Origin of the sequence: Actinomyces sp. ZJ308 (assembly GCF_011752065.1) — a bacterium.
Taxonomy (GTDB): Bacteria; Actinomycetota; Actinomycetes; order Actinomycetales; family Actinomycetaceae; genus Actinomyces.
The window spans coordinates 24327-46484 of sequence record NZ_JAAIJY010000020.1; the positions used below are offsets into that span (position 1 = coordinate 24327).

Genomic DNA, 22158 nt, shown 5'->3' on the forward strand with positions numbered 1-22158 from the left:
CCTTAGGTTGAAGCGCGGTGGCGGTGCGGTGCCGGTGAGGTCTCAGACGGTGACGGGAACGCGGGAAGCGGCGCGCTCGGCGCGACGACGCTGCCGGGGGCGGATGAGAAGGAACCAGGCTGCGGCCCCGACTCCCAGAACCTGGAAGACGAGGGCGGTCCAGCCCTGCCAGGACAGGAGCGAGGTCTGCACCAGGGCGTTGCCGATCGAGCAGCCCCCGGCCCAGGCGGCGCCGACACCCATGAGGATGCCGCCGATGATGGAGCGCTGGATGACCTGGGCGCTGGGAACGCGCACGCGGAACTCGCCGGAGGCCTTGGCGGCGATGTAGGAGCCGATGAGGATTCCCAGGACCAGGAGAACGCCCCAGTCGAGTCGCTTGGTGTCACCGGTGACGATGAGGTTCACCAGGTTCGACGACGGAGTCGTGATCCCGAGCCCGTCCGGGCGCCCCGAGGCCCAGGACGTGGGCCAGGCGACGATGGCGACGATCCCCACAAGGAGCCCCGTGACCAGCGGGTTCCACTGCTTCTCCAGCAGCAGATGAGCCAGGCCCGTGCGCTGCGCGGGCAGCTGGACCTGGGCGGCGCGGCTGCGCCCCAGTGCGATGAAGCGGTGCACCACGAGGCCGGTGACCCCGGCCAGGATGACGACTCCGATCCAGTCAGGCACACCGATGGTGGCGGGGATGGTGGTGAGGTTGGTGACCCACAGTCCTTTGACCCATGTGGTCACCCCGGACAGGATCCCTGTCTTGGAGGCGGCCGCAGTGGTGGCGTAAGCCACGAGCGCGAACCAGGAACCGACCAGCCCCTCGCCGGCGCGGTAGTAGGTGCCGGTCGCGCAGCCCCCGGCCAGGACGATGCCCACTCCGAAGAGGAATGATCCGGCGACCGTGGCGACCACGGACAGCCTGGGTATCTCTGGGGCGATGGAACCGGCGCCGGTGAGGACGGTGACTCCGACCGCCTGAACGGCGATGGCCAGCAGGAAGGCCGTGAACCAGCGCCAGGAGCGGGAGACCCATAGGTCGCGGAAGGCCCCGGTGATGCAGAAACGGCCCCGTTGAAGGATGAAGCCGAGGACGGCCCCGACGGCGAGCCCGGTGAGAATGGCGGGTGTTGGCACGATGTGGTCCTTGTCCGGCTGCCGCTTTCAGGCGCAAGCAGCCTGCGTGGGGACCGGTGACGCAGCACAGGTAGAAGAAGATACGGAGGGAGGCCACGTCATCCGGTGGGGAGTGATGTGGGTGCCTGGCTGGACGTGGCTGACCGGGCGCCGTCTCGAAGGCGCTGGGAGCCGGAGAGGACGATCTGTCTGAGACCGCCTCAGAACGCCCGAACCAGGCAGCGCATACACATGCCGGCCCCGCGCAGGGCGGTGCGGGCGGTGCGAGCCTGGATGACGTTCATGTGCTTCTCCGGTGCGGTGTGGTTGGCGACGGATGTCAACCGCCAGGGAATGTAACCGAGGGTGAGCCCCGTAGCAATTGTGGGTCGAGGGCTGAGACCGGGCGACTGAGATCGACTGAGATCAGGCGGCAGCGCGGCGGGCGCTCAGGAGGCGGATGACCCCGTCGTCGGGCATCTGCGGCGTGGTGCCACCGAAGATCGGGCACTGGGCCTGGAAGGCGCACCAGTCGCACAGCCGGGAGCGGCGGGGGCGGAAGGCCCCGGTGCGGGCGCAGTCCTCGACCTCGTCCCACAGGTGGGCCAGGCGGGTCTCGGTTCGCTCCAGCTCGGTCAGGCGCGGATCGTGGGTCAGAACGCGCCCGTCCTTGAGGTAGACCAGCTGAAGCCGAGCCGGCGCCCGCCCGCGTAGACGCCACAGAACCAGGGCGTAGAAGCGCATCTGGAACAGCGCCTCGTCCATGAAGCGCGTGCCCGGGCTGCGACCGGTCTTGTAGTCGACCACGCGCATGGCGCCGTCGGGCGCCACGTCCAGCCGGTCGACGAAGCCCCGCAGGAGCAGTCCGTCACCGGTCTCGGTCTGAACGAAGAGCTCACGCTCAGCCGGCTCCAGACGCTGCGGGTTCTCCAGGGTGAAGTATGTACGGATGAGTCCGCGTGCCTCCTCCAGCCAGGTCTCCACCTGGGCGGAGTCCGAGAACAGCCCCATGACCTCCGGGCTCTTCTCCCGGTGTGACTCCCACTGACCGGGCAGCAGGTCAAGAGCCGCCTCGGGACGGCGCTCGGATGCCGGCAGGTCGTAGAGCCGCTCCAGCACGCCGTGAACGACTGTCCCCTTGTGCGTGGCCAGGGAACCGGGTTCGGGAAGACGATCGACCGTACGCAGGCGGAACATGAGCGGGCACTGCATGAAGTCCTTGGCCCGGGACGGGGACAGGGCGGCTCGACGTCCACCGCCGGAACCGCGCCCTGAGGCAGCACCGGGGCCGGTGGGCCTGACGTCGGCCCGGGCGGGGGAGGCGGTGACGGCGTGAGGCTCTTGGGGCATGAGGCCGACGCTACCGCGAGGAGGTGACAGCGTGTCGGAGGCCAGGGCCCTCCGTCCACAGCGTGCACTCCTATCGGTACATGAGCCGGCTGTGGCCTCCGAGCAGATCGAGCAGATGCGGCATGCCGCCTCCGACGGCGTTAGGCTCGCGCCCATGTCTGCCTCCACATCGACCGGCGAGTGGGTGATCGCCCGCATCGGTGGTGCTCCTGTCGTCATCTCACCGACGTCCCTCCTGCTCGGCCTGCTCATCGCCGGCAGCTGGTACCCGCTGGTCTCCTCGGCCCTGGGGGCCTTCGGGACCACGACCGTACTGGTTGTTGTGGTCGCCACGGTTCTAGGAGTGGCCGCCTCGGTTCTCCTGCACGAGCTGGCGCACGGCCTGGCCGGGACCCTCATGGGGCGGCGCCCCACCCGCTACGAGCTCTACCTGTGGGGAGGGCGGACCTCCTTCGGACCGGCACGAGAGTGGACCGCGTGGAAGGACCTGGTCACCTCCCTGTCCGGTCCGACGACGAACCTGCTCATCTGGTTGATCGGGACGCAGGTGCAGGACTCAGCGCGCCTGTCGGTTCCTGTCGCCTTCACCGTGTGGGCCGTGACCCTGGTCAATCTGGCCCTGGCCGTCTTCAACGCCCTGCCGGGGCTCCCGCTCGACGGCGGCTACGCCCTGGCTGCACTCGTTGTCCAGGTGACCGGTAACCGCCGGCTCGGCCTCAAGGTGGCCGGCTGGGGCGGGCTCATCGTGGTCGGCGGCGTCGTGTGGTGGTGGATCCTGCGTCCGCTTCTGCTCGAGGGGCGTCAGCCCGACGCCTTCAACCTCATTCTCGTCGTCATGGTGGGCTGGTCGATCGTGGCCTCCAGCTGGCAGGTGCTCGAGCTCGGCGGAGGCGCCCGGGCCGCCTCGAAGCTTGACCTGCGGGAGCTGGCCCGGCCCGTGCACGTCGTCGGACCCGATACGCCCCTGTCCCAGGCACGCGAGGCGTTCGTTGACGGTACGGCCCTCGTCCTGGTGGTTGACGGGGCTGAGCTCGTAGGCACGATCGACGAGACCTCTCTCAAGGAGCTCGGGCTGGAGGACGCGGCAGACTCGGCATCCGTGGCCGGTGTGACCGCAGGGCAGGTCTGTACGGTGCTACCGGCAGCGGCGGTGACCACCGAGCTGACCGGCCAGGCGGCCGCCGACGCCATGAAACGGGCCAGAGAGGTCTCGCGCTGGTTGGTGCTCGTGGACTCGGGCTCTCTGAGAGGAGCCGTCCCCACCGGTGCGCGCTGAGCCCCTGAGCGTCCTAGAGCCTCCCGGGGAGAACCGTCCGTGGCCGGATACGATGGGATCGTGAATAACTCCAAGCGAGACGAGTCGGCTCGATCCACGACCGTGGCCGTCACTGGCGGACTCGTCATCGCCCTGGCCACCCAGAACGCCGTGCCTCCCTTCGCCACGGATATGTACAGCCCCGCCTTCCCACAGGTAACGGCCGCTCTGTCCACGAGTTCAACGGCGGTGGGCCTGACTCTGACGGTCTTCTTCATCGGCATGGGACTGGGACAGGTCGTCGCTGGACCGGTATCCGACCAGCGCGGTCGCCGCCTCTCCATGATCACCGGCGGCCTGCTGTGCACGGCGGGAGCCGTTGTCTGCGCTGTTTCCCCCGGTATCGGCGTGCTTCTCCTGGGGCGTTTCCTCCAGGGACTCGGCGGCGGAGCCGCGGCCGTGGTGGGAAGAGCGGTCCTGGTCGACATCGCCAGAGGCGATCGGCTCGCCAGCATGATGTCCATCCTCATGGCCGTCAGTGCCGTCGCCCCCATGGTGGCGCCCGTCATCGGTGGCGCGGTACTCGCCGTCGGCACCTGGCGCACCGTGTTCTGGTGCCTTGTGGGATTCGGCCTGTTCATGACCGCGATGGCGTTCATCTTCGTCCCTGAGACGCTCCCGGCCTCGCGACGCCAACCCGGGGGAGTCAGACGCTTCGCTCACGGGGTGCGTGAGCTGCTCACCCACCGCCGCTATGTGGGCTACATGCTCACGTCCTCCTGCTCCAGCTTCGCCATGTTCGCCTACATCTCCTCCTCATCCTTCGTCCTGCAGGAGATCAAGGGCCTGAGCTCCATGGCTTTCTCCCTCTTCTTCGCCTCCACCTCCGCTTGTCTCATGGCGGTATCCATCACCAACGCGCGCATTGTGGGACGCGTGCAGCCCCGCCGACTGATCGGCCTGGGGCTGATGATCTCGGCCACCGGGGTCACAATCGTTGCGATCAGCGTCTTGGCCCTGCAGGTGGCTCTCATTCCCCTGTGCGCCGGCTTCGTTCTGGTCATGTCCGCGCAGGGCTTCGTCTTCGGCAACTCCAGCGCCACGGCCCTGGGACAGGTGCCGCACGTGGCCGGAGCGGCCAGCGCCCTCCTCAGACTGGCACAGGCACTGGCCAACGCCACCTCCGCCCCGCTGGCGAGTTCCGGCGGTGGGAGCAGCGCCGTGCCCATGGTCGTCGTCATGATCATCGGAGTCAGTGGGGCCTGGTGCGCCTACCTGCTCGTGGGGCATGCATCTGGCGGGCGCCATATCCCTCAGGCGTCGCACAAGTCGTCACATCAGACTAAAAGGGAGAGCTCCAGGTCATAGGCAAGGACGACGGCGCGAGCCAGCTCGTGCTCCTGGGTCTCAGTGAGAAAACCGATGCTGCGGCCGAGGAGTCGTGATGGGACCGTGAGCACGTTATCGAGCGAGATGGCTCTGGGATGATCCAATCCGTTGACAGTTCCCACCAGCACCTCGCTCGACAGGCCCTTGATCGTCGAGGTGATGGGGGCCACCGTCACCTTGGTCATGCTCGCGCGGGCAGCCTGACGAGTCAGGACGACGACGGGGCGCGTCTTATCCAGCCGGGCCAAGCAGATCTCTCTCACGTCTCACTCGTCCATCGTGAAGGAGCGGGCCGACCATGCGACAAGATCGTCAAGCTCATCGGAAGCCCCCTGCTGCTCCAATATCTCCGTGTCTCTGAGCGCCGCCTGCCGGCGCATCTCCCTTTCAAGCGCCTGCGTCACAAGCGCGGTGCGGCTCGGAGCGAGTCCATGAGCGACGGCCTCGTCGAGAAAGGAGACCATGTCATCGGGGAGCCGAACGGCGATCTGCACAGACATACCGACATGATACCGAAGTGCATCCCGTTATGGGATGCATGAAGAATCCAGTGCCGACCGGTGACCCGTTACCCTGACGTCATGATGGAGACGGAGCCCGACGTCGCGCATCGCGCCTATTTCGCCGACAACCGCGCCGCTGCGCCCCGACGGGCGTCTTGTCCTGCGTGACGACCATCCCGCCTTCATGGCCGTGGGGGATGACACCTCCCACGGGCTCACCCTCCACGAGCCCTACTTCCAGCAGGACGAGCCCATGACCTGGGAGAACGAAGGCTCCTACGTGGAGGCACCCGAGGGCTCCGCGCCGATCGCCCACACCCGCAATCACCAGTGGAACCACGCGGTGGGGGAGATCCTCGCCGCCCTACTGAGAGCCGGCCTCGTCCTGGAAGAGGTGGCTGAGACCCGCGTGTCCGCCTGGCGCCGTTGGCCCGACCTGATGGAGCCCTGCAAGGGCGGCTTCCGTTTCACAGACCCGGCGATGCGGGAGATGCTGCCCCTCCAGCTCATCGTCGTCGCTCGCCGGCCGGTCGAGTCCCGACCATAGGAGCCGCGCGAGTGCCGGGTGGTGGGCCCTGACTACACTGCTCGGTGATGAGCCAGTACGAGCCCGCCTCAGAGCCCGATGCCCCCGCAGCGCCATCGCCCTCCCGGCGTCCGGACCCCCAGGACATCCTGGGGCAGGCCGGCCGGCGTGGACCCTTCCGCTACGGAGAGCGCATCCAGGTCACGGACACCAAGGGCCGCAAGAACACCTTCCTGCTCGACCCCCACGGTTACTTCCAGTCCGTGCGGGGCTCCTTCTACCACCGGGACGTCGTCGGCCTGGACGAGGGCAGCGTCATCGAGACGGACACCGGCCACGAGCTGCTCCTGCTGCGCCCGCTTCTGGCCGACTACGTGCTGTCCATGCCCCGCGGCGCGCAGGTGGTCTATCCCAAGGACTCCGGCCAGGTCATCGCCATGGGTGACATCTTCCCCGGCGCCCGAGTCCTGGAGGCCGGGGTCGGCTCGGGCGCGCTGACCATGAACCTGCTCTCCGCCATCGGGGAGAGCGGCCACCTGCTGTCCATCGAGCGTCGTGAGGACTTCGCCCAGATCGCCGCCTCCAACGTGGACGCCTGGTTCGGCCGCCACCACCCCGCCTGGGAGCTGTGCACCGGCGACTTCGCCGACGTCGTCGCCGCCCGGGTGGAGGCGGGCAGCATCGACCGGGTGGTCCTGGACATGCTCGCCCCCTGGGAGAATGTTGAGGCCGCCTCCACCGCGCTGGCGCCGGGTGGGCTCTTCCTGGCCTACGTCGCCACCGTCACCCAGCTCTCGCGCACCGTGGAGGCCCTGCGCCACAGTGGGCTGTTCACCGAGCCCGAGTCCTGGGAGTCCATGGTGCGCACCTGGAACGTCGACGGCCTGGCCGTGCGCCCCGACCACCGCATGGTGGCGCACACCGGCTTCCTCCTGACCGCCAGACGCCTGGCCTCCGGCTCCCGGCCCCTGACCCGCAAGCGCCCGCCCGCCCGCGGCGCCTATGACGAGGGCGGCTACTGGCTGCCCGACGACGTCAAGGAGCGCACCAGCACCGACAAGAAGGTGCGTCGCGTCCTGCGCGACTGCCGGGCAAAACAGCCCACTGATGCTACTCCCGTCCAGAACGGGACCGCCGAGCCCACCGGGGATGGAGATCATGCCTGAGGCCTCTGCAACCGGTGCGGACAGGACTCAGTCGCTGGGCATGCCCGCCAGGGACTTCACCAGTCACCAGCTGCGCGAGGCCCGGGCCCAGGCCGTCAGCCTGGCCTCCAAGAACGAGCGCCTCGTCGCCGCCCTGGGCACCGCCCGCGAGCGCATCACAGAGCTCGGCCAGCAGCTCGACGCCGTCACCCGGCCCCCGGTCACCCTGGGACTGCTCACCGCCCTTCCCAGCACGAGGGATGAGGGAAACGTCGGGGGCGCCGGACAGGAGCGCGAGGTGGCCGTGAGCCTGTCCGGCCGCCAGATGCTCCTGCACGTCCACCCGGCCGTCGACGACGCCGACCTCCAGGTCGGCCGGCTCGTGGCCGTCAACGACCAGATGCTCGTCGTCACCACCCTCCCCGAGCCACAGACCGGTGAGGCCGTCACCCTCGAGGAGACCCTCGATGACGCCCGCGTCCTGGTGACCACCGGTGCAGGAGGTACACGGATCCTGACCCTGTCCTCCGCTCTGCGCCGTATCGCGGGGACCGGCGAGGGACTCAAGCCCGGCGACACCCTGGCCGCGGACCTGCGCGCCGATATCGCCACGGCCCTCATCGAGCGCACCAGTGTTGAACAGCTCGTCGTCGCCGAGGCCCCCGACGTCTCCTGGGCGGATATCGGTGGACTGGGACCGCAGATCGAACAGATCCGCGACGCCCTCGAGCTGCCCTTCACCCACCCGGAACTCTTCCAGGCCTACGGGCTGCGCGCCCCCAAGGGGCTGCTGCTCTACGGCCCGCCCGGCTGCGGCAAGACCCTCATCGCCAAGGCCGTTGCCACCTCGCTGGCGGGTTCCGGAGACGCACCCGGCTCGAAGGGCCGCCCGGCCGCCTTCCTCAACATCAAGGGCCCCGAGCTGCTGAGCAAGTTCGTCGGCGAGACAGAGCGGCAGATCCGGGCCATCTTCGACCAAGCCCGTAAGGCCGCTGCCGAGGACCGTCCGGTGGTCATCTTCTTCGATGAGATGGAGGCGCTCTTCCGCACCCGCGGCACCGGTGTGTCCTCCGACGTCGAGACCATGATCGTGCCCCAGGTCCTGGCAGAGATCGATGGGGTGGAGTCGTTGCGCAACGTCGTCATCATCGGGGCCTCCAACCGTGAGGACATGATCGACCCCGCCATCCTGCGCCCCGGGCGCCTCGACGTGAAGATCCGCATCAACCGGCCCGATGAGACCGGGGCGGAGGAGATCCTCGCCCGGCACCTGAGAGCCGACCTTCCTCTGGCGCCGGCGGAGCTCGCGGCCCACGGGGGAGACCACGAGGCCACAGCCGCCTTCCTGCGCCACGTCGTCGTCGAGACCCTCTACGCCCGAAACGAGGCCACCGCCGTCCTGGAGATCACCGAGGCACGTGCAGCCGGTGTCACCACCCGTACCCTCCACCTGGCCGACCTGGCCAGCGGCGCCATGCTGGCCGCCATCATCTCCCGGGCCAAGACCGCCTCCATCAAGGACGAGCTCGCCGGGGGACAAGGGGGCCTGAGTGCGGACAGGCTCCGCTCGGCCGTTGAGATCGAGGCCCGACAGAACGAGGAGATCACCGGCGCCACCACCCCCGAGGGCTGGGCCCGGCTCATCGGCGCCCGCGCCTCGCAGATCCGCAGCGTTCGCAGACTGGGGAAGGAGAGCCTGTGAGTGCCGTCGGCTTTCAACCGGGTCCGGTGACGCGTCCCGTCGGCCTGGAGACCGAGTTCGGGGTCCTGCGCCCGGGCGACCTCTACGCCAATCCCGTGGTCCTCTCCAGCCAGGTGGTGGAGGCCTACTGCACGGCCGCCGACGTGCCCGCCGTGCGATGGGACTACGAGGGGGAGGACCCCCTGGCCGACCTGCGCGGCGGCAGGCTCCAGCGAGCCGCTGCCCACCCCAGCCAGCTCACCGACGATCCTGCTCGCCCGGCGCCGTCGGGTGACGCCTCACCGGCCGCGGACACAGCGGCGGCAACGGCAGAGCCTCCGCCGGCCCCATGGGGCTCACGCGCCCGCCCCAGCGCCGCCGAGACGGCGCTTCCCCACGCGACGACGGCGGTTCTCGTCAACGGGGCCAGGCTCTACGTGGATCACGCCCACCCCGAGTACTCCTCGCCGGAGGTCCTCACCCCCCGTGACGCCCTCGTCTGGGACCGGGCCGGGGAGGTGGTTGCCCGGCGCGCCATGACGGCTCTGAGCGACGGTAGCGGCTCCGCCGGCGCTCCGGAGGAGATCGTCCTGTACAAGAACAACGTGGACGGCAAGGGGGCGGCCTACGGCTCCCACGAGAACTACCTCGTGCGGCGCGACCTACCCCTGGAGGAGCTGGCGTCGATCCTGACCCCGTTCCTGGTCACCCGCCCCGTCCTCGTCGGCGCCGGTCGGGTCGGGATCGGACAGCGCAGCGAGCGGCCCGGATTCCAGATCAGTCAGCGCGCCGACTACGTCGAGTCCGAGATCGGCCTGCAGACCACTTTCAACCGTCCCATCATCAACACCCGCGACGAGCCGCACGCCGACGGCGCGCGCTGGCGCCGCATGCACGTCATCAACGGCGACGCCAACCGCTTCGACGTCCCCATCTACCTCAAGGTGGCCACCACGGACCTGCTCCTGTGGTTCCTGGAGCAGGCGCACGCCGAGGAAACCGACGAGCTCAAGGACGCCCTGATGGAACTCGGCCGCATGGCGATCACCGCGGACCCCGTCGAGGAGCACTGGGCCGTCTCCCACGACCCCACCCTCACCTACGAGCTGACCACGCGGGGTGGGGCGATGACCGCCCTGGAGATCCAACGCACCTGTCTCAACGCCGTCACTCCTGCCGTGACTCGCAGCGGCGACCCCGAGGCTCAGCGCGCCCTGGACCTGTGGCGCCAGAGCCTCGACGCCCTGGAGCAGTGGAGCCGCGACGGAACGGGACCGGCCGCCCAGCTGGTGGAGTGGGTCGCCAAGTACGAGCTCTGCGAGGGACTGCGCCGACGGTCGGGAACCGGCTGGGACGATCCTCGTCTGGCCGCACTCGACATCCAGTGGGCCGATCTTCGCCCGGGACGCTCCGTGGTCGACAAGCTAGACGCCGCCGGTCGGATCCACCGACTGGTCTCCGAGGCCGAGGTCCAGCGAGCCGCCGTCACCCCTCCTGAGGGCACGCGCGCCGCCATTCGCGGAACCGCCATCAGGCGTTACCCCCAGATCGTGAGCGCCTCCTGGACCTGCCTCGTTCTCGATGTCCCAGGTACCCCCGAGCTGCTGCGCCTGCGTCTGCCCGACGACGTCGCCGTGGATCCGGATGAGACGGTGACCATCCTGGAGGAAATTGGTTGTCGGGCAGCACCTGAGAGAGACTGACCCCCACAGCGCCCACCAGCGACGCGCTGCTCGAGAGGACGAGTGAAGGAGCACCACATGACGCCGCAGTACGCCAATCAGTCTCATGGACAGGTTCGTCGCACCGGCGTCGAGTCCGCCGTCGAGGACGCTGAGGAGCAGATCGGCGTCGGAACGCCGACGGCGTCGGCACAGACGACGTCGACCACCCAGGTCGGTGACGTCGACAGCATTCTCGATGAGATCGACTCGGTCATCGAGACCAATGCGGCGGCCTTCGTCCAGGGCTTCGTCCAGAAGGGCGGCCAGTGAGCATGAGCGGCTCACGGCCCCCGGCGCGGCGCATCATCGGGGTGGAGACCGAGTACGGCATCACCTGCGCCCCCACCGGGGACGGTCCACCACCCCTGGATGCCGACCACGCCGCTCGCGAGCTCTTCGACCCGGTGGTCCAGCGCTCGCGCTCCTCGAACGTCTTCACTCGCGGCGGAGCCCGCCTCTACCTGGATGTGGGTTCCCACCCGGAGTTCGCCACCGCCGAGTGCGACCGCCTCGAGGACCTGCTCGCCCAGGACCGTGCCGGCGAGCTGGTCATGGCGGACCTGGCCCAGCAGGCCAACACCCGTTTGACCGCCGCCGGCGTTCCCGGGCGGATCCACCTGCTGAAGAACAACCGCGACGCCGAGGGCAACGGCTTCGGATGCCACGAGAACTACCTCGTGCGCCGTCGCGGCGACTTCTGGAACGATGCGCGCACCCTCGTACCCCACCTGGTGACCCGCCAGATCCTCGTCGGTGCCGGTCACATCGCGGGAAACGACGAGGCTCGTCCAACGGCGCAACCCGCCGGTCCCTGGCATTCGGGTTACGTCTTCTCCCAGCGGGCGGACCAGATGTGGGACGCGGTCTCCTCGGCCACGACCCGTGCCAGACCACTGATCAACACCCGTGACGAACCGCACGCCGACGCCGAGCGCTACCGACGCATGCACGTCATCGTCGGGGACTCCAACATCGCCCAGGGATCCACTCTGCTCAAGGTGGCGGCCATGGACCTGCTCCTGGACTACCTGGAGAGCGGGGGAGACCTGAGTGACCTGGCCCTGGCCGATCCGATGCGGGCCATCCGTGACACCTGCCGCGACCTGAGCGGAGGTGCGCTCCTGGAACGTGCCGATGGCCGGACCATGACGGCGCTGGAGATGCAGACCGAGCACCTCGAGCGGCTGCGCGACCATATCGCAGGAGAGGTCGAGGTCGACGGCCTGCACGCCGCCGCCCTGGACCTGTGGGAACGGGGGCTCGAGGCCGTCCGCCTCCAGCAGCCCGAGCGCGTGGCCACGGAGCTGGACTGGGCGGCCAAGTACCAGCTGGTGACTCGCTTCTGCCAGCGGCACGATACCGGGCTCACGGACCCGCGGGTTACCCGGTTGGCCCTGGCCTACCACGATGTCTCTCCCGATCAGGGGCTGCGTCAGCGTCTGGAGAGCGCAGGCATGCTGCGTCGTTTCATCGATGACGAGAGCTGCCGACGCGCGATGAGCACCCCGCCCGCCACCACACGTGCGCACCTGCGCGGCGCAGTCGTCGCCAGGGCCGAGGACCTTCGCCGGGACCTGACGGTCGACTGGGTGGGTGTTCGGCTCGACGACGGTGCCTGTCCGACTGTTACCCTGAGTGATCCCTTCTGCGCTGCAGATGAGCGCATCGACGCACTCCTGGAGAGCATGGAGCACTCGGTGACCGACCTCCCCGCCGGGGTGTGAGCGGTAGACGTTCACGGCACTGGCGAGGCGACTGACGGAAGACGCAACATGAGCACTACCTCCACCCCGGACCCCGGAGCAGGCGCACCCCTGACCCGGCGCCAGCGCCGTGAGCTCGAACGTGCTCAGGAGATGGCCCAGCAGGCTCATCAGGACGCACAGACCGAGAACCTGCCGGCGCTCTCCCAACCTCCAGCGGAGGAGACGCGTTCCTCCGGGGCTCGACCCACCGGCACAACGGCGTCGTCTGGGGATGGACCGGAGGCTCGGTGGCCGTCCACCCTCCCCTCACAGGAAGCCTCTCGTTCCTGGCGGCCTGTCGATGAGGGCCCGGCGTCCACAAGGCCGAGTGGTGATGATCACAGTCATGATCACAGTCGTGATTACGGTGGTGCCCACCATGGTGCTTATCCCAGAGACCTTCGAGCCGATCACAGTGGCGAGCCCGAGCATCCGGGTAAGGGCATGCTCGCTGAAGCAGATGATGCGGAGACGATGCAACCGCGGCGCACACCGGGTGGCCCGCTGGGGCGGATGCCCCGGGGGCCCCTGGCCGTCGCCCTCATCGGTATCGTCATCCTCGCGATGATCCTGGTGCCGCTGGCCGTCAATAAGTTCATCTCCGGCAGGAACGGCTCGGGGGCCAGCACCGTGGCCCAGTCGACTGTGCTGGACGGGAACGCCCCCTTGAGCCAGCTGCTGACGATCAACGGACGACTCGGTTCGGGCGCGGCCCCCTCCATCGCTCTGACCAACGGGGCCTCTCTGTCCGCTCCCAGTGACGTGCTGACCGACGTCGTCGAGACCGGCCAGGGACGTGCGGTCTCAGAAGGATCGCCGGTGATCCTGCAGGTCTCCCAGTTCTCCGGCATTGACGGACGCAACACGACTGGCAACGATGACGGCTACAAGCTGTGGCAGGGGATGCTGGGCCCTGAGGTGGGCGATTACATCAACGCAGCGGTCTCGGGCCAGCGCGAGGGAGCCCGGGTCGTTCTTCGCGAGCCCGCCGACGAGGAGGACGGCTCCAGAACAACGAAGATCACTGTTGTCGACCTTCTCCCCACCACGGCGACCGGAGAGGCAAGGGAACCCGCCACGGGCAGCCCCACCGTCAGCGAAGGATCGGATGGTTCCATCACGGTCAGCACCGCAGGCCTCCCAGCCCCCACCCAGGCCTCCACCGCGGTTCTCATCAAGGGCACCGGCCCCCAGATCAGTCCCCAGGACAAGCTCATCGCCCGTACCACGATGGTCAGTTGGGCGACGGGCCAGCCCCTCGAGGAATCGACCTTCGGCTTCCAGATCCCGCCCAAGCAGCTCGACATGAGCAACGCGCTGGTGGGTGTCTCCCAGAACCTGGTCGACATCACGGTGGGCTCACGCGTGGTGCTCTCTCTCCCTGCGGAGCAGGCACAGGGCACCGAGCCTGTTGTCGTGGTCATCGACGTCCTCGCCAGGGACCCGGGCAAGGCCTCCGGGGCATCCGCTGGACAGTCGGGTGGCAGCCAGACCGCCCCGCCGCAGGCCTCCTCGTCTCCCCGCCCCACCACCTAGGATCACTCATGAGTGTTGCCATTCGCATCATCCCCTGCCTTGACGTCAAGGACGGTCGTGTCGTCAAAGGCGTGAACTTCCAAGATCTCAAGGATGCCGGTGACCCAGTGGAGCTGGCCGCTCGCTACGACGCCCAGGGGGCTGACGAGATCACCTTCCTGGATGTGTCGGCCTCTCATGAGGGGCGCTCCACCATGCTGGACGTGGTGTCCCGTACTGCGGAGCAGGTGTTCGTCCCCCTGACCGTCGGCGGTGGAGTGCGTACCGTCGATGACGTGGACCAGCTTCTGCGCGCTGGCGCGGACAAGGTCGGTGTCAACACCGCCGCCATCACTCGTCCTGAGCTGCTGGCAGAGGTGGCGCAGCGATTCGGCAACCAGGTGGTGGTCCTGTCCGTGGACGCGCGCAGGTGCCCGTCCGGTGTCACCACTGCCTCAGGCTACGAGGTCACCACCCATGGAGGACGGGTATCGACCGGAATCGACGCCGTCGCCTGGGCGGTTCGGGGCTCGGAGCTGGGCGCCGGAGAGATCCTCCTGAACTCCATGGACGCCGACGGCGTTACCGGCGGCTTCGACATTGAGATGATCGATGCCGTTCGCGCTCAGGTCCGAGTGCCTCTCATCGCCTCCGGCGGCGCCGGACGTCCTGAGGACTTCGCGATCGCGGCCGACCACGGCGCCGACGCCGTCCTGGCGGCCTCGGTCTTCCACTACGGCGCGATGACCATCAGCGACGTCAAGAAGGCTCTGCGTGACGCGGACCATCCGGTGCGTTGAATAAGGTTTTCTCACCAAATTAGACGCGTCCCCCGGACCTACCAGCCCGTCCGTGACATTCCAACACTCATGTCACGCACGCCCTCAACCCCGGTGAGATACCTCAGCATGTGGAAGACTGGCGTCGAATTTTTACTATAGTTAACCGAATTACTCGGATGGTGGACGTTTCTGTGAGTGTCCGGGCAGTGAGAAAAACTACTTGGGTAGCCGGAACCTTGGGCTGGGTGTGGCGGAAATCTTCTGTCGCGGACTCGTGCTCGGGGTAATAGCCATTGTTCTGGGGATGGGGGCGCAGGCGGCAGTGGGCCGGGGTGGGGCCACCAATCGTGGCGCTGGGACTGCCGGTATTGTCTTGGGGGTCAATGGAATCTGTGGGGCTCTCATTGTTCTTCTTGTGAGAAGCTGGATCCGTCTGGCGGCAAACGCCCTGGCCGGCCTGCAAGAGGTCTGGATTTGCGTGCCCGGCGGATCCTGTTACACTTCGATGACACATCGCCCACATCGACTTCATCGAACCCTATCGACACGGAGAGAATCTATGAGCAACATGGGTGCCTACCCCAATGGTCCGTACAACCAGCAGCCCGGAGGCTACGGAGGTGGCTTCGGGCCCAGGCCCGACGAGAAGAACTCGTTGGGAGGCTGGGCCCTCGGGCTCGGGATCGCCAGCCTGATCTGCTGCAGCGTCATCACTGGTATCCCTGCGATGATCGTGGGTTACCTGGGGATGCAGGCGGCGAACGAGGGGCGTGCGACCAATAAGGGGATGTCCATCGCCGGAATCGTGATGGGAGGACTCTCGATCCTGTGGCTGATTATTGCCTTCGCTACCGGACAGATCACCGAGGCCATCAATAGTTTCCAGTCGGTCTGACGTGCGTGGGCGCTCAGGCCTGTGTCTCGCTTTGCTTCGCCACACAAGCCTCGCTTGAGGCTTGTGTGGCGAAGCTATATGCGGCAGAGGCGGTGATGGGGTGTTGTCCCCATGGAAGCTCCACGTGCACCGTGGGATTTCATGCCATCATGTGGACTACGCGTCGCACGTGGCCCGCTCGGAGGAACAATGAGTGAATTGAATCCTTATCCACATGGAAGTTCTGGTGACCAAGATTATCTGTCTGCTCAAGGGCGCTCTTTCTCTGATGGGGTGGGCGATCCCGTCGGGGGCGGGTATTACAGTGCCGGTTATTCGGCTGGTCAGCCTGACCCGTACTTGACGCCGCCTGGAGGTCAGGTGGTTCCGTACTCGGCTCCTCCTGAGCAGTCCTACGGTCAACCGTACAGTCAGCAGTATGCCTACCCACCGACTTCTTACGGCCCTTACGCGCCGTATGGTCCGGGAATGTACTGGGGGGTTCCCTACGATCCGCGTCGATATGAGGCCAACGCCCTGGGCGGGTGGGCGCTCGGCCTCGGTATCGCGAGTTTACTTCTATCCTGTTACCTGGGCCTGCTGCTCGGAGTTCCGGCGATCATTGTAGGAGTCAAAGGGATGCGTGCGGCCGATGAGGGACGCGCTACGAACAAGACGATGTCGATCATTGGGGTTGTTCTGGGGAGTGTGGGTGCCGCAGTCAGTGCCGCCTATCTCTTATTCTTCATCGCCTACCTCGGTATGTTGCAGGCGTGAGGGCTGGTTTACGAGACATGGCTAGACGTGTTTATCCGGGTGACAGTCGTGCTGCCACTCGTAGTCGGGTCGGCCTGGGGCTTCTCATGGCTCTCTCCACTGTTCCTGGTGGCCTCATTGTCCTGAGGGCACTGACCCTGCCCCGCAGTTCTCCGGGACTTCCGGACCTCTGTCCGCTCCACCGGTTGACGGGATTGTGGTGCCCACTGTGTGGCGGCACGCGGGCGACTCGGGAGCTCATGCATGGTGACCTGTGGGGGGCGCTCAGCTACAACCCCTTCGCCCTCGTGATCGAGGCGTTGGCCGTTCTTCTGCTGGTGCGTTGGCTGATCGCCTCGGCCCGAGGGCGGCGTCGGCAGTTCATCACGGGAAGAGAGGGCGTTCTTCTTGGCGTGGCGCTTGTTGTTTTCGCCGTGGTTCGCAACCTGCCCGGAATGTGGGTCTACCTCGGTCCGCTGCTGGGGCCTCCGGGGTGACGGGAGAATAACGTGCATAATGCAGTCGTGGCTCTCGATTCCTGGATCTCCGCGCGTCTGAAGCGCAACGCCGATGGCCTGGTCTGCGCCGTCGTCCAGCAGTACGACTCACGTGAGGTTCTCATGGTGGGCTGGATGGATGACGAGGCGCTTCGGCGCACTCTGACCGAGGGGCGCGTGACCTTCTGGTCGCGGTCTCGCCGAGAGTACTGGCGCAAGGGGGACACCTCCGGTCACGCGCAGTACGTCAAGACCGTCCGTCTGGACTGCGACGGGGACGCTCTCCTGGTCGAGGTCGACCAGGTCGGAGCGGCCTGCCACACCGGCGAGCGCACCTGCTTCCTGGCGGGTGGTGACCTTGGGGCCCGGCGGGGCGTGCGTCCTGACTGACCGTTCCGCGCTCGAGGGTCCAACGATTTGCAACAGACGGCCCCCGGCCGTCACGATGGGTACGACAGGCGCCCTCCGGGAGCGCCGGCAGGTGAGATCGAGGAGGTGCGTGATGACCTCGTTCGAGGCGATGGTGGCCGATGCCAGGGCGGCTGCCGACCGCCGCGCTTCGCGTGTCTCGCTGGCTCGTCTACGAGAGTCCTCCCGCCTCGCCCCGAGCGCCATCAGTGCCCTGTCCAGCTTGCGTACCGACGACCGCGCGGTCACGGTCATCGCCGAGGTCAAGCGCTCCACGGCCACGTTCGCAGACCTCAGCGGCGTCGGTGACCCCGGGATGCTGGCCTGCTTCTACGCCGCAGGCGGCGCCGCCTGCGTCTCAGTGGTCACCGGTCCGAGCGCGACACGAGGCTCTCTCAAGGACCTGGATGCCGTCAGGGCCGCGGTGGATCTCCCCGTCCTCGCCAACGATCTGGTGGTGACCCCCTATCAGGTTCACGAGGCCCGGGCTCATGGCGCCGATCTGCTCATGCTCGATGCCCGCCTCGAGACCCTGGTGCTGGAAGGGCTCATCGAGCGGGTCCACTCCCTGGGCATGAGCGCCGTCGTCGAGGCCCGTACCCGTCGCGAGGCCTTGACTGCGGTTGACGCCGGTGCCCGTATCATCGCCATCGATACCCGAGACCCCGACTCCCTGGCCGTCGACTGCGGCCGGTTCGACCAGGTCACCGACGTACTGCCCACCCAGGTCACGCGCATCGCCGCCGGAGGAGTGCGAGGCCCCCACGACGTCATGAGCTTCGCCCGCTGCGGCGCCGACGTCGTTCTCGTCGGTGAGGCCATCATCCGATCCACCGATCCTCAGCAGTTCGTTGCCGAGCTGGTCGCCGCCGGGGCGCACCCGGCGCTGATCCCTTCCGCCCACCGAGAGGTCCTCTGAGTGTCCGTCACCACGCTTTCCACCATGATGTCGGCGATGTCAGCGGTGTCCGACATGTCGACGGCACCTACCGGCCTGCCAAGCCCCTCGTCAAGTGTCTGGCACATCGGTCCCATTCCGGTGCGGGCCTATGCACTGTGCATTCTCATCGGCGTGTTCGTGGCTGTGTGGTGGTCCGACCGTCGCTACCGGTCCAGGGGAGGCCAGCCGGAGGTCACCCTCGATGTTGCCATCGTGGCCGTTCCGGCGGGAATCGTCGGCGCCCGGATCTATCACGTGCTCTCCTCGCCCGAGGCCTACTTCGGCCCGGACGGCGACCCGGCTCTGATCCCGCAGGTGTGGTTGGGCGGTCTGGGCATCTGGGGAGGTATCGCGGGCGGTGTCCTGGCCGGGGTGCTTCTGCTGCGCCACCGTGGTCTGCGCATCGCTCCGCTTGCCGACGCCGTCGCTCCGGCACTGCTGGTCGCGCAGGCCATTGGTCGACTGGGGAACTGGTTCAACCAGGAGCTCTACGGTGCACCGACGACGTTGCCCTGGGGGCTGCAGATCGACGACGCCCACCTGCCGCCCGGGTCGAGCTACCCGCCCGGAACCCTGTTTCACCCGACCTTTCTCTACGAGGCCCTGTGGAACCTTGCCGGGGCGGCGCTGCTGGTGTGGGTCGGACGAAGGATGCTGTCCCGCCGCGGGGTCACCGGAGGGCGGCTGTTGTGGGTCTACCTCATGGTCTACACCGCCGGCCGGGTGTGGATCGAGATGCTGCGCATCGACGAGGCGGAGACGATTCTCGGCCTGCGGCTGAACGTGTGGACCTCCATCGTCATCTTCCTCGTCGGCGCCATCGGCCTGGCCATCGCCTCCAGGCGTCCCCTCAGTGACGCCATCGAAAGATCGGGGGAGGGCCCGGGCAACGGCGGCTCGGAAGACGAGTCGGCTGAGAAGGACTCGTCCGAGGACTCCTCGACGGCCGGGACCGACGCAAGGACGACGAGCTCCCGGCCAGCCTCAGGCGCCTGACCGGCCGTTCCAGGACTCGGTTCGATGCTGAGTGCGAGGACAAGCCGGGTGAGGCTCGTCGCAACCTGAGCAGTGCCGGGATTCGTCCTCGTGCACAGGGCCCGGTGTCCCGTATCCTGGCCCCATGCGTAGAGCCAAGATCGTATGTACCCTCGGACCCGCCACTGATTCTCCCGAGCAGGTGCAAGCGCTCGTGGACGCCGGCATGAACGTCGCACGCATCAACCGCTCCCACGGCCGTGCCGAGGACCAGGAGGAGGTCATCGCCCGTATCCGCGAGGCCGCAGCCGCCTCCGGCCGCGCCGTCGCCGTTCTGGTCGACCTCCAGGGCCCCAAGATCCGCCTGGGTCGTTTCGTCGATGACCAGAAGGTCATGCTCAACAAGGGTGACGAGTTCACGATCACCATCGATGACGTTCTCGGCACCGTCAAGCGCGCCTCCACCACCTTCAAGGGGCTTCCGGGCGACTGCCGTCCCGGTGACCGGCTCCTCATCGACGACGGTAACGTGGCGGTGCGGGTCGTGGCCGTGACAGACACCGACGTCGTCACCAAGGTCGAGGTACCCGGCTACGTCTCCAACAACAAGGGCATCAACCTGCCCGGTGTCGCCGTCTCCGTTCCGGCCCTCAGCGAGAAGGACCGTGAGGACCTGCGCTGGGCGCTCAAGATCGGCGCCGATCTCATCGCCCTGTCCTTCGTGCGCGATGCCGACGACATCAAGGACGTCCACGAGATCATGGACGAGGTCGGCGTGCGCATCCCGGTCATCGCCAAGATCGAGAAGCCCCAGGCGGTGGAGAACCTCTTCGACATCGTCTCCACCTTCGACGGCATCATGGTGGCTCGCGGTGACCTCGGCGTGGAGATGCCCCTCGAGGCCGTCCCGCTGGTGCAGAAGCGCGCCATCGAGCTGGCACGCCGCCAGGCCAAGCCGGTCATCGTGGCCACCCAGGTGCTGGAGTCCATGATCCAGAACCCACGCCCCACCCGCGCCGAGGCCTCCGACTGCGCCAACGCGATCCTCGACGGCGCCGACGCGGTCATGCTCTCCGGAGAGACCTCCGTGGGCGCCTACCCCATCGAGGCCGTGCGCACCATGGCCAGCATCATCGAGAACGTCGAGGAGCACGGCGGCGAGCGCATTCCCGGCCTGGGCTCCTACCCGCAGACACGCGGCGGGGCGCTGACCCGCGCCGCTGCTGAGATGGGTGAGCATCTCGACGTCACCTATCTGGTGACCTTCACCCAGTCCGGCGACACGGCCCGACGCCTGTCGCGCCTGCGCTCGCCCCTGCCGCTGCTGGCCTTCACCCCGCTGCACGAGACGCGCAACCAGCTCGCTGTCTCCTGGGGCGTGCAGAGCTATGAGGTTCCCGAGGTTCAGCACACCGACGAGATGGTGGCTCAGGTCGACGAGATCCTCCAGGACAAGCACCTGGCACAGCCGGGCGACACCGTCGTCATCGTGGCCGGTATGCCTCCGGGTACGCCCGGCTCCACCAACTCGATCCGTGTCCACACCGTGGGTGAGACGGTCGACTACAAGGCCTGAGCATCGACACTGAGGGGCCTCCCATCGCATGGTGGGAGGCCCCTCAGTCATGAGTACCTCCGGTGGGACTCGAACCCACAACACTCCGATTTTGAGTCGGATGCCTCTGCCAATTGGGCTACGGAGGCGCGGTCACCCCTCTGCGAGAGCGCCAACAGCGAGATCATACTAGGATCACAGCCGTGAGCAATGAGTCCAGCACCACCAGGTCCCGCCGGGTACTCGTCGCTGAGGACGAGACCCTCATCCGCCTCGACATCGTCGAGACCCTCACCGACGCCGGGTACGAGATCGTCGCTGAGGCTGCAGACGGGGAGGAGGCCGTCCGCCTGGCTGATGAGCACACCCCCGACCTGTGCGTTCTCGACGTCAAGATGCCGGTGACCGACGGCATCACGGCAGCGGAGAGGATTCTTGAGAAGCACAACTGCGCCGTCGTGATGCTGACCGCCTTCTCCCAGACCGAGCTCGTGGAGCGAGCCAGCGCCGCCGGCGCCATGGCCTACGTCGTCAAGCCCTTCACGCCGGCGGACCTCATCCCGGCTCTTGAGATCGCCATGTCCCGGCACGAGGAGATCCTCTCCTTGGAGAGTGAGATCTCTGACCTCACTGAGCGCTTCGAGACCCGCAAGCGCGTTGACCGGGCCAAGGGCCTGCTCATGGAACGCATGGGACTGAGCGAGCCGGAGGCGTTCCGATGGCTCCAGAAGACCTCCATGAACCGACGCCTGACCATGCGCGAGGTCGCCGACGCCGTCATTGAGCAGGTCGGCGCCGCCAAGAAGGACTGAGCCACGTCCGTGCCACGTCCGTCGCGGTGTCTCAGGTGAACAGGCTGCGAAGCGTCCCCACCGCGATCGTCCGCTCGTCCTCGTCGGTCACCGCCACCTGGTAGACCACGGTGCGGCGGCCGCGGTGCAGTGGAGTCGCGGCGGCCGTCACCCAGCCACGGGTCACGGAACGCAGGTGACTGACGGTCAGCTCCGCCCCGACCGGGATGGCGCCGTCGGGTGCCGCCGCACGCGCTGCCACGGAGGCGGCCGTCTCGATGAGCGCAGCTGTGGCGCCACCGTGCAGGATCCCCACGACCTGCCGTGCTCCTTCGACCGGCATCCGGACCTCGGTCCGATCCGCGTCCCGGTTGACGACCTCCATCCCGAGCGTGTCCATCAACGTCCCCTCCTCACTGTCCTCCAGCACCGCGTGCAGCGCGGAGGAGGCGGAGACGGCGGAACCGGCGGGGCGAGGATCGGGGTATGGGCGGCGAGCCGGATCCGGGAAGGCGACGGCAGCGGTGCTCGCTCCGGAGTAGGAGGCCGCCGTGACACGGCCCACAGGGCCCAGGGGGCCCACGATCGCGGGTGAGCTGGAGGAGTCGGCGGACTCGACCGTCTCGATCTCCACCGCGGA

Annotated in this window: 24 protein-coding genes and 1 tRNA gene; 19 read left to right on the top strand and 6 right to left on the bottom strand. The window is 67.6% G+C overall.

The genetic code is table 11. The features are described 5' to 3' along the window. Positions 1-42: 42 nt before the first annotated feature. Together HCR68_RS09365 and HCR68_RS09370 are read right to left on the bottom strand one after the other, a co-directional pair. Positions 43-1128: a YeeE/YedE family protein gene (locus tag HCR68_RS09365; protein WP_167148865.1), complete on the bottom strand. Its 1086-nt coding sequence runs from the start codon at positions 1126-1128 to the stop codon at positions 43-45. A 405-nt stretch (positions 1129-1533) separates the two neighbouring features. Continuing rightward, positions 1534-2457, bottom strand: a complete 924-nt coding sequence (locus HCR68_RS09370) for a PD-(D/E)XK nuclease family protein (RefSeq protein WP_243859032.1) — start codon at positions 2455-2457, stop codon at positions 1534-1536. A 154-nt stretch (positions 2458-2611) separates the two neighbouring features. Between HCR68_RS09370 and HCR68_RS09375 the strand changes: the two genes are divergently transcribed. Both HCR68_RS09375 and HCR68_RS09380 read left to right on the top strand, forming a co-directional pair. Further along, entirely contained in the window at positions 2612-3733 is a 1122-nt protein-coding gene (locus HCR68_RS09375) for a CBS domain-containing protein (RefSeq protein ID WP_167148867.1), read from the top strand. A 60-nt stretch (positions 3734-3793) separates the two neighbouring features. Then, complete coding sequence (locus tag HCR68_RS09380) at positions 3794-5080, top strand: multidrug effflux MFS transporter (protein ID WP_208320561.1); 1287 nt, start codon at positions 3794-3796, stop codon at positions 5078-5080. Here the strand turns inward: HCR68_RS09380 and HCR68_RS09385 are convergent. After that, on the bottom strand, positions 5050-5364 hold the full coding sequence (locus HCR68_RS09385) for a type II toxin-antitoxin system PemK/MazF family toxin (RefSeq protein ID WP_167148869.1): 315 nt from the start codon (positions 5362-5364) through the stop codon (positions 5050-5052). The two genes, HCR68_RS09380 and HCR68_RS09385, sit on opposite strands and share 31 nt — an antisense overlap. Positions 5365-5367: 3 nt before the next feature. Next, complete coding sequence (locus HCR68_RS09390) at positions 5368-5601, bottom strand: hypothetical protein (protein ID WP_167148871.1); 234 nt, start codon at positions 5599-5601, stop codon at positions 5368-5370. A 187-nt stretch (positions 5602-5788) separates the two neighbouring features. Here HCR68_RS09390 and HCR68_RS09395 point away from each other — a divergent pair, with 187 nt between their 5' ends. The 16 genes from HCR68_RS09395 (at position 5789) to pyk (ending at position 20748) form a co-directional block, all read left to right on the top strand. Next, positions 5789-6151 carry a hypothetical protein gene (locus HCR68_RS09395; RefSeq protein ID WP_208320562.1) on the top strand — a complete coding sequence of 121 codons (363 nt, stop codon included), beginning with the start codon at positions 5789-5791 and terminating at the stop codon, positions 6149-6151. A gap of 47 nt (positions 6152-6198) precedes the next feature. Further along, a complete protein-coding gene (locus HCR68_RS09400) occupies positions 6199-7296 on the top strand; it encodes a tRNA (adenine-N1)-methyltransferase (protein ID WP_167148873.1) in 1098 nt (365 codons plus the stop codon). Further along, positions 7289-8977 carry a proteasome ATPase gene (gene arc / locus HCR68_RS09405; RefSeq protein WP_167148875.1) on the top strand — a complete coding sequence of 563 codons (1689 nt, stop codon included), beginning with the start codon at positions 7289-7291 and terminating at the stop codon, positions 8975-8977. The genes HCR68_RS09400 and arc overlap by 8 nt, the downstream gene beginning before the upstream one ends. After that, the gene (locus tag HCR68_RS09410; RefSeq protein ID WP_167148877.1) at positions 8974-10659 is read left to right on the top strand and encodes a proteasome accessory factor PafA2 family protein; all 1686 of its coding nucleotides are present in this window, start codon (positions 8974-8976) and stop codon (positions 10657-10659) included. Before arc ends, HCR68_RS09410 begins: the two co-directional genes overlap by 4 nt. Before the next feature lie 57 nt (positions 10660-10716). Continuing rightward, complete coding sequence (locus HCR68_RS09415; RefSeq protein ID WP_167148879.1) at positions 10717-10950, top strand: ubiquitin-like protein Pup; 234 nt, start codon at positions 10717-10719, stop codon at positions 10948-10950. Positions 10951-10952: 2 nt separating this feature from the next. Further along, complete coding sequence (gene pafA / locus HCR68_RS09420; protein WP_208320563.1) at positions 10953-12404, top strand: Pup--protein ligase; 1452 nt, start codon at positions 10953-10955, stop codon at positions 12402-12404. 465 nt (positions 12405-12869) lie between these two features. Further along, complete coding sequence (locus HCR68_RS09425; protein WP_243859033.1) at positions 12870-13961, top strand: hypothetical protein; 1092 nt, start codon at positions 12870-12872, stop codon at positions 13959-13961. Positions 13962-13969: 8 nt separating this feature from the next. Further along, a complete protein-coding gene (gene hisF / locus HCR68_RS09430; RefSeq protein WP_167148883.1) occupies positions 13970-14740 on the top strand; it encodes an imidazole glycerol phosphate synthase subunit HisF in 771 nt (256 codons plus the stop codon). Positions 14741-15281: 541 nt separating this feature from the next. After that, positions 15282-15617, top strand: a complete 336-nt coding sequence (locus tag HCR68_RS09435) for a DUF4190 domain-containing protein (RefSeq protein ID WP_167148885.1) — start codon at positions 15282-15284, stop codon at positions 15615-15617. A 214-nt stretch (positions 15618-15831) separates the two neighbouring features. Continuing rightward, positions 15832-15960 (top strand): hypothetical protein, encoded by a 129-nt coding sequence (locus HCR68_RS14455; protein ID WP_279586985.1) that lies wholly within the window; start codon positions 15832-15834, stop codon positions 15958-15960. Positions 15961-16085: 125 nt separating this feature from the next. Beyond that, on the top strand, positions 16086-16373 hold the full coding sequence (locus HCR68_RS09440) for a DUF4190 domain-containing protein (RefSeq protein WP_167148887.1): 288 nt from the start codon (positions 16086-16088) through the stop codon (positions 16371-16373). A gap of 86 nt (positions 16374-16459) precedes the next feature. Next, a complete protein-coding gene (locus tag HCR68_RS09445) occupies positions 16460-16849 on the top strand; it encodes a DUF2752 domain-containing protein (protein ID WP_167148888.1) in 390 nt (129 codons plus the stop codon). Positions 16850-16876: 27 nt separating this feature from the next. After that, positions 16877-17239, top strand: coding sequence for a phosphoribosyl-AMP cyclohydrolase (hisI, locus tag HCR68_RS09450; RefSeq protein WP_208320564.1), 363 nt, complete (start codon positions 16877-16879; stop codon positions 17237-17239). A gap of 112 nt (positions 17240-17351) precedes the next feature. Beyond that, entirely contained in the window at positions 17352-18176 is an 825-nt protein-coding gene (locus HCR68_RS09455) for an indole-3-glycerol-phosphate synthase TrpC (RefSeq protein ID WP_167148892.1), read from the top strand. A 54-nt stretch (positions 18177-18230) separates the two neighbouring features. Continuing rightward, positions 18231-19193: a prolipoprotein diacylglyceryl transferase gene (gene lgt, locus HCR68_RS09460; protein ID WP_167148894.1), complete on the top strand. Its 963-nt coding sequence runs from the start codon at positions 18231-18233 to the stop codon at positions 19191-19193. A 124-nt stretch (positions 19194-19317) separates the two neighbouring features. After that, positions 19318-20748 (top strand): pyruvate kinase, encoded by a 1431-nt coding sequence (gene pyk / locus HCR68_RS09465; RefSeq protein WP_126413599.1) that lies wholly within the window; start codon positions 19318-19320, stop codon positions 20746-20748. A 54-nt stretch (positions 20749-20802) separates the two neighbouring features. On the opposite strand, the gene HCR68_RS09470 is transcribed toward pyk, so the two are convergent. After that, positions 20803-20876 (bottom strand) — tRNA-Leu (locus HCR68_RS09470). A 54-nt stretch (positions 20877-20930) separates the two neighbouring features. On the opposite strand from HCR68_RS09470, the gene HCR68_RS09475 reads away from it, so the two are divergent. After that, complete coding sequence (locus tag HCR68_RS09475; protein WP_126413598.1) at positions 20931-21539, top strand: response regulator; 609 nt, start codon at positions 20931-20933, stop codon at positions 21537-21539. 31 nt (positions 21540-21570) lie between these two features. Here the strand turns inward: HCR68_RS09475 and HCR68_RS09480 are convergent, their stop codons facing one another. After that, positions 21571-22152: a PaaI family thioesterase gene (locus HCR68_RS09480; RefSeq protein ID WP_208320569.1), complete on the bottom strand. Its 582-nt coding sequence runs from the start codon at positions 22150-22152 to the stop codon at positions 21571-21573. Positions 22153-22158: the final 6 nt, after the last annotated feature.

Coding starts and splice junctions, on each gene's coding strand:
- HCR68_RS09370 (WP_243859032.1), bottom strand. CDS start 2,457: ATGCCCCAAGAGCCTCACGCCGTCACCGCCTCCCCCGCCCGGGCCGAC.
- HCR68_RS09375 (WP_167148867.1), top strand. CDS start 2,612: ATGTCTGCCTCCACATCGACCGGCGAGTGGGTGATCGCCCGCATCGGT.
- HCR68_RS09390 (WP_167148871.1), bottom strand. CDS start 5,601: ATGTCTGTGCAGATCGCCGTTCGGCTCCCCGATGACATGGTCTCCTTT.
- HCR68_RS09395 (WP_208320562.1), top strand. CDS start 5,789: ATGGCCGTGGGGGATGACACCTCCCACGGGCTCACCCTCCACGAGCCC.
- HCR68_RS09400 (WP_167148873.1), top strand. CDS start 6,199: ATGAGCCAGTACGAGCCCGCCTCAGAGCCCGATGCCCCCGCAGCGCCA.
- arc (WP_167148875.1), top strand. CDS start 7,289: ATGCCTGAGGCCTCTGCAACCGGTGCGGACAGGACTCAGTCGCTGGGC.
- HCR68_RS09415 (WP_167148879.1), top strand. CDS start 10,717: ATGACGCCGCAGTACGCCAATCAGTCTCATGGACAGGTTCGTCGCACC.
- pafA (WP_208320563.1), top strand. CDS start 10,953: ATGAGCGGCTCACGGCCCCCGGCGCGGCGCATCATCGGGGTGGAGACC.
- HCR68_RS09425 (WP_243859033.1), top strand. CDS start 12,870: ATGCTCGCTGAAGCAGATGATGCGGAGACGATGCAACCGCGGCGCACA.
- hisF (WP_167148883.1), top strand. CDS start 13,970: ATGAGTGTTGCCATTCGCATCATCCCCTGCCTTGACGTCAAGGACGGT.
- HCR68_RS09435 (WP_167148885.1), top strand. CDS start 15,282: ATGAGCAACATGGGTGCCTACCCCAATGGTCCGTACAACCAGCAGCCC.
- HCR68_RS14455 (WP_279586985.1), top strand. CDS start 15,832: ATGGAAGTTCTGGTGACCAAGATTATCTGTCTGCTCAAGGGCGCTCTT.
- HCR68_RS09440 (WP_167148887.1), top strand. CDS start 16,086: ATGTACTGGGGGGTTCCCTACGATCCGCGTCGATATGAGGCCAACGCC.
- HCR68_RS09445 (WP_167148888.1), top strand. CDS start 16,460: ATGGCTCTCTCCACTGTTCCTGGTGGCCTCATTGTCCTGAGGGCACTG.
- HCR68_RS09455 (WP_167148892.1), top strand. CDS start 17,352: ATGACCTCGTTCGAGGCGATGGTGGCCGATGCCAGGGCGGCTGCCGAC.
- lgt (WP_167148894.1), top strand. CDS start 18,231: ATGTCGACGGCACCTACCGGCCTGCCAAGCCCCTCGTCAAGTGTCTGG.
- pyk (WP_126413599.1), top strand. CDS start 19,318: ATGCGTAGAGCCAAGATCGTATGTACCCTCGGACCCGCCACTGATTCT.